This window comes from Bacillus sp. T2.9-1 (assembly GCF_950097965.1).
Lineage (GTDB): Bacteria > Bacillota > Bacilli > Bacillales > Cytobacillaceae > Niallia > Niallia hominis.
This window is the reverse complement of the sequence record NZ_CATNHG010000138.1, coordinates 1-11816: the sequence shown is the minus strand read 5'-3', so window position 1 is coordinate 11816 and position 11816 is coordinate 1. Positions and strand designations below refer to the sequence as shown.

General features: G+C 38.9%; 10 protein-coding genes. All 10 read left to right on the top strand.

Annotated features, from left to right (window positions below):
- Nucleotides 1–289 (top strand): hypothetical protein (locus tag QQZ16_RS20510; RefSeq protein WP_284561728.1); only part of this gene is annotated, 289 nt, incomplete at its 5' end.
- Complete coding sequence (gene hutH / locus QQZ16_RS20505; protein WP_284561729.1) at nt 174–1625, top strand: histidine ammonia-lyase; 1452 nt, start codon at nt 174–176, stop codon at nt 1623–1625. The genes QQZ16_RS20510 and hutH, both read left to right, overlap by 116 nt.
- A gap of 83 nt (nt 1626–1708) precedes the next feature.
- Nucleotides 1709–3175 carry a helix-turn-helix domain-containing protein gene (locus tag QQZ16_RS20500; RefSeq protein WP_031536455.1) on the top strand — a complete coding sequence of 489 codons (1467 nt, stop codon included), beginning with the start codon at nt 1709–1711 and terminating at the stop codon, nt 3173–3175.
- 321 nt (nt 3176–3496) lie between these two features.
- The gene (gene hutU / locus QQZ16_RS20495; protein ID WP_231512526.1) at nt 3497–5167 is read left to right on the top strand and encodes a urocanate hydratase; all 1671 of its coding nucleotides are present in this window, start codon (nt 3497–3499) and stop codon (nt 5165–5167) included.
- 3 nt (nt 5168–5170) lie between these two features.
- Complete coding sequence (gene hutI / locus QQZ16_RS20490) at nt 5171–6445, top strand: imidazolonepropionase (RefSeq protein WP_031536453.1); 1275 nt, start codon at nt 5171–5173, stop codon at nt 6443–6445.
- An 85-nt stretch (nt 6446–6530) separates the two neighbouring features.
- The gene (locus tag QQZ16_RS20485) at nt 6531–7865 is read left to right on the top strand and encodes a YjiH family protein (protein ID WP_035416227.1); all 1335 of its coding nucleotides are present in this window, start codon (nt 6531–6533) and stop codon (nt 7863–7865) included.
- A 107-nt stretch (nt 7866–7972) separates the two neighbouring features.
- Nucleotides 7973–9217, top strand: a complete 1245-nt coding sequence (locus QQZ16_RS20480; RefSeq protein ID WP_031536451.1) for a Zn-dependent hydrolase — start codon at nt 7973–7975, stop codon at nt 9215–9217.
- 12 nt (nt 9218–9229) lie between these two features.
- The gene (locus QQZ16_RS20475) at nt 9230–10561 is read left to right on the top strand and encodes an amidohydrolase family protein (RefSeq protein WP_048719078.1); all 1332 of its coding nucleotides are present in this window, start codon (nt 9230–9232) and stop codon (nt 10559–10561) included.
- Nucleotides 10562–10750: 189 nt separating this feature from the next.
- Nucleotides 10751–11032 (top strand): hypothetical protein, encoded by a 282-nt coding sequence (locus QQZ16_RS20470; protein WP_048719080.1) that lies wholly within the window; start codon nt 10751–10753, stop codon nt 11030–11032.
- Between the two features lie 87 nt (nt 11033–11119).
- Nucleotides 11120–11668, top strand: a complete 549-nt coding sequence (locus QQZ16_RS20465; protein WP_048719082.1) for a hypothetical protein — start codon at nt 11120–11122, stop codon at nt 11666–11668.
- The last annotated feature ends 148 nt before the right edge of the window (nt 11669–11816 follow it).

The following is an 11816-nucleotide window of genomic DNA, read 5'->3' as shown; positions in this document are numbered from 1 at the left end:
TTTTTTAATGCTTAATTTTTTCCAGCTACCGCGCTCTCGCTTGGTGGCCTTTTTGTCTAGTTGGGGGAATCGTCCCCCAACTAGACAAAAAGGATATTTATTCTCCCACAAACATTTTACTCATACTGCTAACCCTAACCGGCAACAACCTAACCTTACCCACCCTAAAAAAAATCCTCTACACCAACGAAACCGTCCAACCATCAAAAGAAAGCCTAACAAAAGTAAAAAACAGTCGAAAAGCCGTCGAAGAAATCGTAAACCAAGGAAAAACGGTTTATGGCATTAATACGGGCTTCGGCAAATTAAGCGACGTCCGTATTGATAAGGAAGATGTAGAAACACTACAGCTCAATTTAATCCATTCCCATGCTTGTGGAGTAGGTGAACCTTTTGCTGAAGTGGTTTCAAGAGCTATTCTTCTTCTAAGGGCGAATGCCTTACTAAAAGGATATTCAGGAGTTCGACCGCTCATTATTGATAGATTACTAGCACTTCTCAATAAAGCCATTCATCCCGTCATACCACAGCAAGGATCCCTTGGAGCAAGCGGCGATCTTGCGCCCTTATCTCATCTTGCCTTAGCACTTCTCGGAGAAGGAGAAGTATTTTATAAAGGAAAAAGAAGACCTTCATTGGAAGCTTTACAAGCTGAAGGCATAGAACCAATCAGGCTTTCCGCAAAGGAAGGGCTAGCACTGATAAATGGAACACAAGCAATGACTGCTATGGGTGCTGTTGCTTACTTAGAAGCGGAGAAGCTAGCCTATCAATCGGAACAAATTGCCGCAGTTACGATGGAAGGATTAAGGGGAATTATTGATGCATTCGATGATGACGTGCACCAAGCAAGAGGATATCAAGAACAAATTGATGTCGCTCAGCGAATGCGCGCATATCTTGCTGGTAGTAAGCTAATAACGGTACAAGGGGAACTACGTATTCAGGATGCTTATTCGCTTCGTTGTATTCCCCAAGTGCATGGTGCTACTTGGCAGACGTTGCAGTATGTGAAACATAAACTAGAAATAGAGATGAATGCAGCGACAGATAATCCTTTAATTTTTAACGATGGGGAAAAGGTTATTTCTGGCGGGAATTTTCATGGTCAGCCGATTGCACTTGCGATGGACTTTATGGGGATTGCGATGGCAGAATTGGCGAATATTTCGGAGCGGCGGATTGAACGATTAGTTAATCCTCAATTAAATGATTTGCCAGCATTCTTAAGCTCGAAGCCTGGATTGCAATCTGGGGCGATGATTATGCAGTATGTCGCAGCTTCATTGGTGTCGGAAAATAAAATTCTTGCCCATCCAGCTAGTGTGGATTCGATTCCGTCTTCTGCAAATCAGGAGGACCATGTTAGTATGGGGACCATTGGTGCGAGGCATGCCTATCAAATTATTGAACATACACGAAAAGTGTTAGCGATTGAATTAATTTGTGCGACTCAAGCTGCGGAAATTCGCGGAAAAGATAGAATGGGAGCTTTTACGAAAAAGGTAGTGGAGCAAGTAAGAAACTATGTTGCTCCAATTGAGGAGGATCGGATTTTCGCGGATGATATCGAAAAGTTAAGTAAAGCATTGAAGGAATCATTTGAAATCGATTCAGAGATTTAAGAATGAAAATTATAGCATTATTCTAATGCCTGTCTACTGTTATAATAGTGTCAAAGTCATTATGAATAAGGGAGCAGGTTTTTATGTTTAAAATCTTGATTGCAGATCGTGACAGGCAAGAAGTGAATGGAATAGAATGGCTTGTTTCAAAATATTCATCCCCAGATTTTATCATGGAAAAAAGAAATGAACTGGCAGAAGTATTAGCAGTGCTTGAAACAGATTTACCGGATATTTTGTTTATTGAATTAGATATGATTCCAGACACCCATTGGAAGATGGTTCAATCCTATATTAATAGATATGCAAAGAAGGTCGTTACTCTTACAGCTGAAACTACATTTGAGCGTGCAATGCAGGCGATGTCCGTCAAAGCAGTTGATTTACTGGTAAAACCATTAACGCCGAATCTCGTCAAGAAAGCCTTTCAAGAATTAATGCGCATGCAATTACCCCTTTTGAACGATGAAAAAAATACCTCGAGAACAGCATATGACTCGAAATATGAAGCACTGTTTATTGATGATATGATTCCGTATGAATATCCAGTATTTCTCATAGAAAGTGAATGGAATGATGCATTGGATGAAATAAGAGTATTTAGTAATGAATTTGATTTTTATTACAAGCCTGTTATTTTTTCAACGAGTGATCATCTTGTCCTTGCCTTTCAACATGAACTGCAGGATGAAATCAATGAAGCAAAGCGTTTCTTAAGAGAATGGGAAATCGAGCATGATGCGCCTCTTGCAATTGCGATTAGTCATCGCGACCAGCATTCTCTCTACCAGACATATAATCACTTAAGAAAAGCAATTAACGTAACGTTTTATACAGGATACCGCCAAGTAATTCTCGCCAATGATTTTCACGATTGGGTCGAAAGAGATCCTTTTTTAACGATGGAACAGCAACGGGATTGGGTCCATATGCTTGATGAAAAGGAAATTAGTGAAATTAAGGCATGGATGTACGGAGAATTTTTCAGTATGAAAAGTCCTTATCCTTCTCCTAGTATGCTTCGAACAAGGTTAACGAGTATTCTTGCACAGGTTCGTCGCTTTATGATTAAAAGCGGACTGCAAGATAGCAGCAGTGAGAATTATTATAAGGATGTTTTTAATAAAATCTTAAATTATAGTGTTCTTTATCGAATTGTCCAGGAAATAATTTTGTTTATTGATTACTTATTTGATATCCAAAATCAACGAGTAGAAAAACCGAAGCTGGACATCATGGAAGCAGCGATTACTTATATGGAAAAAAATTATTATCGTTCTGATTTATCGTTAGTCGAAGTAGCAAATCATATCGGTCGTAGTCCATCCTATTTCAGCTATTTATTAACAAACAAAAACAATAGAAGCTTTCGAGAAATCCTGACAAATATCCGTATTCAAAAGGCAAAGGACATCTTAAGCACCTCCGATACACCAATCCAAAACACAGCAAAATTAGTCGGCTTTAATAACCCAAATTACTTCAGCCGCATCTTTAGAAAACAAACAGGACTATCCCCAAGAGAATTTATCAGGCAGCAAACACTTTAATATTCGAAGGATTCTCCTTTTGAGAAATCGATTGCTAGAGAATCCTTGGATTTTTTGTGTTTTTATCATCATTTAAAATCGAGATTGCAATGGAGAGAAATGAAACGAACTATATCTCCTAAAAAAGTTAGATATGTTCTATATCTAATACTTTTATCGAATCCAAAATAATTATCATAAATTTAACCGTTTTCATCATGCTTGTCAGATATAACCCGTAAATAACTATCCTTTTTCATAAGTTAATTACCTATTATAATTTATTAATTTTGATAAAGTTTAAATTATAAGAAAATTTAATCATTTAGGGGGATGGTACATGTGACACAAATAAAAAGACAAGTCGAACAATATACAGGTACTACATTACACGCGAAAAATTGGATCTCAGAAGCAGCATTACGGATGTTAAATAATAACCTCAATCCAGAAGTAGCAGAAAATCCCGATCAATTAGTTGTTTATGGAGGTATAGGGAAAGCCGCTCGTAACTGGGAATGCTATGAAGCGATTGTAAAGGAATTAAAGCAATTGGAGGAGGACGAAACATTACTTGTTCAGTCAGGAAAGCCAGTTGCAGTGTTTAGAACACATAAAGACGCGCCAAAAGTGTTAATTGCCAATTCCAATCTTGTTCCTGCATGGGCCAATTGGGACCACTTCAATGAATTAGATAGAAAAGGATTAATGATGTACGGGCAAATGACTGCAGGAAGCTGGATTTACATCGGCAGCCAGGGGATTGTTCAAGGTACTTATGAAACTTTTGCAGAATGTGCCCGTCAGCATTTTGGATCCAGCCTGAAAGGAACAATCACACTAACTGCTGGTCTTGGCGGAATGGGTGGAGCTCAACCGTTAGCAGTAACCTTAAATGAAGGCGTGTGTGTTGCGATAGAGGTGGACCAACATCGTATTGATCGCAGACTAGAAACGAAATATTTGGATATCTCCACAGATAGCTTGGAAGAGGCAATCCGTTTGGCAAAAGAGGCAAAGCAAAAAGGTCGTGCTCTTTCGATTGGCTTACTCGGAAATGCTGCTGAAATTTTACCTCAAATGTTGGAGAGAGGATTTATTCCAGAGGTACTAACAGATCAAACCTCTTCCCATGATCCGTTGAACGGCTATGTACCTGCACAAATGTCGCTTGAAGAAGCAGCAGAATTAAGAAATACCAATCCAGAAACGTACACCATATTAGCGAAAAAAAGTATTGCAACACATGTGCAGGCAATGTTAGATATGCAAGCTAAAGGGGTAGTAACATTCGACTATGGAAACAATATTCGCCAGGTTGCAAAAGATGAAGGGGTTGAGAATGCCTTTGATTTTCCTGGCTTTGTCCCAGCGTATATTCGTCCTCAATTCTGTGAAGGAAAAGGGCCGTTTCGTTGGGTAGCATTATCAGGTGATCCGGAAGATATTTACAAAACAGATGAGGTTATTTTAAGGGAATTTAGCGACAATGAATCTTTATGTAAGTGGATCAAAATGGCACAGGACAAAATCAGTTTCCAAGGCTTACCATCCCGCATTTGCTGGCTTGGCTATGGGGAACGGGCAAGGTTTGGAAAAATCATTAATGATATGGTGGCAAGTGGAGAATTGAAAGCACCAATCGTTATCGGACGTGACCATTTAGACTCTGGCTCTGTTGCATCACCAAACCGTGAAACAGAAGGAATGAAGGATGGTAGTGATGCGGTAGCAGATTGGCCGATTTTAAATGCATTAATCAATAGTGTCGGTGGCGCTAGCTGGGTGAGTGTTCATCATGGTGGCGGTGTTGGGATGGGTTACTCACTTCATGCAGGCATGGTCATTGTTGCAGATGGGACAAAAGCTGCGGAAAAGCGAATCGAACGAGTATTGACGACAGACCCAGGTATGGGAGTAGTTAGACATGTCGATGCAGGCTATGAATCTGCTGTGAAAACTGCGAAAGAAAAAGGAATCCATATTCCGATGCTAAAAAATGCGGAGGTGTGATGCTTGACGGATCTATTGTTTATTAAACATGCAGCACAACTAATTACGGTGGAAGGTCATTCTGAAAAGCCAGCTAAAAAACAAGCAATGAGCGAGATTACAGTGATAGAAAATGGAGCAGTACTCGTTCAGGATGGCAAGGTTCTTGATGTTGGAGAAACAAGTGCAATCGAAGCAAAATATTCAGAATTGATTGCGACTGCAAATCATATAGATGCGACGAATAAGACGGTAACCCCTGGTTTAATTGATCCCCATACACATTTAGTCCATGCAGGAACAAGAGAGAATGAATATGCGAAGCGTCTACAAGGAAAAACCTATATGGATATTATGAACGCAGGGGGAGGGATTCATGCCACCACTCGGGCGACACAGGAAGCATCATTTGAGCAATTATATGCGGAGTCAAAAGCTAGATTAGATAAATTTTTAACCCATGGTGTGACAACAGTAGAGGCTAAAAGTGGCTATGGCTTGTCCCTAGAGCATGAAATAAAACAACTCGAGGTTGCAAAAAAACTACAGCAGAATCATCACATGGATATCGTTTCTACTTTTATGGGAGCACATGCTATCCCGCTGGCAGATAAAGACCATCCAGAACGATTTGTTGATCAAGTCATTGACGAGATGATTCCAGAAGTGGCACGTAGAGGCTTAGCAACTTTTAATGACGTCTTTTGTGAGCGTGGTGTGTTTACGCCAGAACAATCACGCCGCATTTTAGAAGCTGGGAAGGAACATGGATTAATTCCGAAAATTCATGCCGATGAAATTGAACCATACGGAGGGGCAGAACTAGCAGCTGAAGTAGGTGCGATATCTGCAGATCACTTATTAAGAGCTTCTAGTCAAGGGATTGAACAGATGGCAGAGCGTGATGTCATAGCTGTTTTATTACCAGGTACCGCATTTTTCCTAATGGCAGAATTTGCAGAGGCAAGAAAAATGATAGATAGAGGAGTTGCTGTAGCCCTATCAACAGATGCCAATCCAGGTTCCTCGCCAACCCTATCACTCCCATTCATTATGAATTTAGGATGCTTGAAAATGGGCATGACACCAGAAGAAGTTATAACCGCAACAACTATCAATGCAGCACATGCCATTGGCCGTGCTGACACAATAGGGAGCTTGGAAAAAGGAAAGCAAGCAGACATAACCATTTTCGATGTACCCAATTACCTAACCCTATCCTATCAGTATGGAATGAACCATGTGGATACTGTGATAAAAAAAGGAATACCAGTCGTTATACAAAAACAGCTTCAATGAAGGTGGTAATGATTTGGTGGAGATTACTAGCCTTTTCTCCACCAAAAGCAATATGTATAAAAAATCATAAAATGGAGGAACTTACATGGAAAATACGGAAAAACAAATCCCTTTTGCAGAAGAAAAAAGCCCAAATAATAGTCTAAAAGTTTTTAAGTTTATTGTTTATAGCTTAATCGGTATTTTTACATTTTTTATTCCTATTACCATCAATGACAGCTCCACAATTCCACTCGATCATCTAGTCACCTATGTTCAACAATCCGTTCCAGCGGCCTTACCATATTATGCATTACTCATTATCTTATTTGGCGCTATTTATCCATTTGTTAATAAATCATGGAAAAAAAATGCGGTCAATATCGTCTTATCCTTTTTCAAAATCATCGGTCTTGTTTTTGCGATATTTTATGTTTTTAAAGTTGGACCTGCATGGTTTTTTGAACCAGGAATGGGACCATTCCTATTTGATAAGCTAGTGATTCCTGTTGGGGTGCTTGTACCAATTGGCGCTGTGTTTTTAGCATTATTAGCTGGGTATGGATTATTAGAATTTATTGGAGTCCTTTTGCAGCCAGTTATGCGCCCTATTTGGAAAACTCCAGGTCGTTCTGCGATTGATGCTGTTGCATCCTTTGTAGGAAGCTATTCGATTGGTCTGTTGATTACAAACAAAGTGTATAAAGAAGGAAAATACAATATCAAAGAAGCAACAATTATTGCAACAGGGTTTTCTACTGTTTCTACCACCTTTATGATCGTTGTGGCGAAAACACTAGGTTTAATGGACATTTGGAATATTTATTTCTGGGTTACGTTAGTTGTAACATTTGCCGTAACAGCTATCACGGTGCGCATATGGCCACTTAACAGAATGAGTGAGGAGTATTATCAAGGAAATGCGAATCCAGAAGAGGTCATTAAAGAGAAGCGATTTCAACATGCATGGAAACAAGCGATGGAGGCTGTTGATCATTCATTACCAATCTATAAAAATATCGTTAGTAATTTAAAAGATGGATTTATTATGACAATGGCTATTTTGCCATCGATATTATCTGTTGGGTTACTCGGCTTAGTGTTAGCGGAATATACACCGGTTTTTGATATTATCGGAATGATTTTCTATCCATTTACATGGATCCTGCAAATTCCAGATCCGATGCTAGCTGCAAAAGCATCAGCCGTTGAGATTGCAGAAATGTTCTTGCCAGCAGGGCTTGTAGCAGAGGCGGAATTAATTACTAGATTCGTCATTGGTACGTTATCCGTTTCAGCCGTTATCTTTTTCTCTTCTCTCGTTCCTTGTATTCTATCAACAGATATTCCGATAAGTATTCCTAAATTACTTGTCATCTGGATTGAGCGAACAATCCTGACGCTGATTATTGTAACGCCACTGGCATTTTTGCTTTTATAGTTTGTTTTTTTAAGAAATGACAATCTAAAACTCTCCTGACTTTTGGTTAGGGGAGTTTGGTTGTTAATCATAGATTGAAAGAATTACGAGAGGGAGCGAGGGGGAAAATGCTTAATGTAAATAAACAAAGAATAGAACAGAAGCTGTTTGCTTTAGGGGAGATTGGTCGTAATGCAAATGGAGGGATGGATCGGACGACATTTACTCCCGCTGAAATGGAAGCGAGAAATTGGTTAAAGCAGGAGCTTCATTCCTTGAATCTAGCTGTCCATGTAGATGAAGCAGCAAATATTTGGGGGAGAAAAGAAGGGACTAATCCAGAATTACCTGTTCTTACATTTGGTTCTCATATTGATTCAGTTCCAAATGGCGGCATCTATGATGGAGCGCTTGGAGTGATTCTCGCATTGGAAGTGATGCGTGTGTTAGAAGAAAATAACGTAAAAACAATGCATCCATTAGAGCTAGTTTCATTCAGCGCAGAGGAGCCTAACCCATTTGGTTTCTCCACTTTTGGCAGTAGAGCGATAACTGGAAAATTAACAGCTGAAGATATTATAGGTGTAGCAGATACAGACGGAAGATTATTAACAGAGGCTTTACAAGATGCAGGGGGAAATCCAAATAATTTTGCAAATGCAGTAAGAAGCCCTCGTGAATTTGCCGCTTATTTGGAGGTTCATATTGAACAAGGGAAAAGGTTGCTGCAACGTGATATCCCAGTTGGAATTGTAACGGGTATTACTGGGATTTACCGTGAAGAAGTAACGGTTAGAGGGGATGCGAATCATGCAGGGACAACACTAATGAAGGATAGAGTGGATGCATTTTTAGCAGCAGCAAGCATGGCGCTTGCCCTAGAAGATATTTTACGAAACTACCCTGATGAAGAGGTTGTTGGGACAATTGGCCAGGTTTTCGTACAGCCAAATGCAACGAATATTATACCAGGCGAAGTAACCTTCTCTTTAGAAATTAGAGGGCAAACGAGGGAGAAAATTCAGGATGTATTAGGAAAATGGGAAGAGAAGGTGCAAATTATTCATAGACATAGAAAGGTGGAGATAAAGCGTTTAGTAAAGCTTGATCAATCGCCTGTACCGATGGGTGAAAAGTTAATGGCATGCTGTGAGGAGCAGGCGGTTAATCTTGGCTTTCCGTCTTACCGATTAGGGAGCATGGCAGGCCATGATGCTGCCCATATGGCATCAATCACCGAAGCTTGTATGTTATTTGTTCCGAGTTTAGCTGGGAAAAGTCATTGTCCTGAAGAGGAGAGCAGGATGGAGGACATAGAAAAAGTCGGCAATGTTTTACTGCATTCTATTTTGGCATTGGATAATAGTCTTTAAGGAGGTAAATCGGTGGGGAATTTATTTATAGGGGATAGTGTTTATACGAACGGAACATTTAAAGAACAATATAGCTTATATGTGGAAGATGGAGTGATTAAGGAAATAGGTCCGACTGGGCAGTTAAAGGGAAAGTATAAAGGGGCTATGGTTCATTCATTAGAAGGAAAAACGATTATTCCAGGCACTGTTAATTCGCATAATCATTCGTTTCAAAGTTTACTGAGAGGGATTGCGGTCGATCGACCATTTTTGGAATGGCGAGATGAGGCATTATATAAATATACGCCTTACTTAGATGAAGAGGCGATTTACACTGGTGCTTTGTTTGCTTTTGGAGAAATGCTCCGCTATGGGGTAACAACGGTCAGTGACTTTTTCTATGTGCATAACAATGGGATAGCCTATGATGAAGCAGTTATCCAGGCTGCGAAGGATGTTGGGATCAGACTTGTGTTAGCACGAACAATGTATGATTGGGACGGTGCTCCAAAAGCGTATATCGAGACAATTGATGATGCTGTTTCCAGAACCTATGCGCTTGCGAAGAAATATCAAGGCAATTCGATGATCCATATCCAACCAGCGCCGCATAGTCCACATGCCGCATCTCCGGAAATGATTAAAGCCGGGCATCGTCTTGCTTGTGAGATTGACACACCGTTCCATATTCATGTAGCAGAAGAACCCTTTGAGGTGGAAGAGACGCTAGCGAAATATGGGCTTAGACCAGTCCATTACTTAGATTCATTAGGAGTAGTGGATGAGCGAATGATCGCGATTCATTTGGTTTGGCTAGAACAAGCTGAAATAGACCTCCTTGGTTCTAGAAACACCTCTCTTGCTTATTGTCCATCTAGCAATATGTTTCTAGCTGATGGAATTACAAAGATTCCTGATTTGGTGAAGGCAGGTGTGAACATTACATTGGGATCAGATGGTGCATGTAGCAATAATCGCATTTCTGTTTTTGAGGAAATGAGAATGTGCTCGATTTTGCAAAAGGTTGATAGATTGGATGGAACGATTGTAAATGCCCAGCAAGTATTTGATATGGGCACAAAAAATGCTGGAGAAATCCTGCGTTTACCAATCGGAAAATTAGAACAGGGAATGCAAGCTGATTTTGTGGCGATTGATACGAATGATTTGTCATTATTACCAAAAACTAATTTAATTGCAAATATTGTCTATTCGATGCAGCCAAATGCTATCAAGGATGTGTATGTGAAAGGGAAGCAGATTGTCGGTGATGGTAAGCTTTTGACCATTTCAGAGGAGGCTATTGGGAAGCGGGTGAATACTTTTTTTGAAAAGACTAAGGAAAAAATGAGTAGAGGTTAAACGGAAAAGTATAAGCGTATGTTGGGCAGGGGATACCTTGTCCTTTTTCTATTATGAGCAAATCAGAGCTTGCTTCAACAATTTCTAATAATGATAATGGTATAATATGACTAGGTTAATTTATCCATCCATCTGAATTTGCGGAAAATACATCGATGGTGATTAATATTAACAGAAAGGGTGGTCAATATGCTAGCAAAAATCAAAAAGGTAAAATTTAATACAGAAGGAAAAAATCCAGTATATAAGGTTATTCTAGAATGCCCAAAAGGAAAGGAACTCTATATTCATTTCGATTATACATATGCAACAAATACATTTTGGCCAATAGAAGTGAGCTATGATGGTCAACATAAAGGTGCAAAACTAGCATGGTATACAAGGGATGTAGAGCATATGACAGTAGAATCATTCTTAAAGATTATTGCCGAGAAGATCAATAAGAAATACGAATATTGTTTTGGAGATTAAAAGTATTGATTTTCTATAGATATCTTCCACATGCGGCGTAGAAAATTTTTGTATCGTTTAGAATAAAAGAGTATTACGGGGGTATCTATGAATATAGGGGAAGAAATCGTTGCGTCATATTTGGAATACATAAAAGATTGTGATTTTGTTCAAAAAAATCTTTATACAAAAGATGTTCAAGGTGAAATTGATGTGGTAGGCATTAATTTAAAAATAAATGAAGCGTATATTTGTGAATCCACAACCCATTTAACTACAGGGTTACTATATGTAGGAAGAGATTATAAGAATAATAATATACAGAAATTATTTGATAAATTTAGTAAAGACATAGATTATGCCGAAAAGTATCTTCCAAACTATCAAAAACATTATATGTTATGGTCACCAATTGTTAAAGATAATAAAACAACACGGGACAATAGTCAAATATATCAACTAAGTATTGTAAAAGGTATGATTTATGATAAGTACGGGATAAATCTTGAACTTATTATAAATGAAACATACCAAGATTGTTTAAAAGAATTGCGGGAATATGCAAAAAAAGAAACAAAAGCATTGCAATCACCAATATTGAGATACATGCAGATAGAGGAATATTTAAGTAAACATATTATGAATCTAAAAAAGTAAGAAATGAGATAAGGACATAGATCTGGACTAACCTAAAATAGTGAGACAATATAAAACACCTCCAAAATGGCAATACTTGAGATAAGTATTGTGACATTATTCGGAGGTGTTTTTGCGTGGGCAAAAAAACTGTATATACAAAAGAGAT

Coding starts and splice junctions, on each gene's coding strand:
- QQZ16_RS20500 (WP_031536455.1), top strand. CDS start 1,709: ATGTTTAAAATCTTGATTGCAGATCGTGACAGGCAAGAAGTGAATGGA.
- QQZ16_RS20485 (WP_035416227.1), top strand. CDS start 6,531: ATGGAAAATACGGAAAAACAAATCCCTTTTGCAGAAGAAAAAAGCCCA.
- QQZ16_RS20480 (WP_031536451.1), top strand. CDS start 7,973: ATGCTTAATGTAAATAAACAAAGAATAGAACAGAAGCTGTTTGCTTTA.
- QQZ16_RS20470 (WP_048719080.1), top strand. CDS start 10,751: ATGCTAGCAAAAATCAAAAAGGTAAAATTTAATACAGAAGGAAAAAAT.
- QQZ16_RS20465 (WP_048719082.1), top strand. CDS start 11,120: ATGAATATAGGGGAAGAAATCGTTGCGTCATATTTGGAATACATAAAA.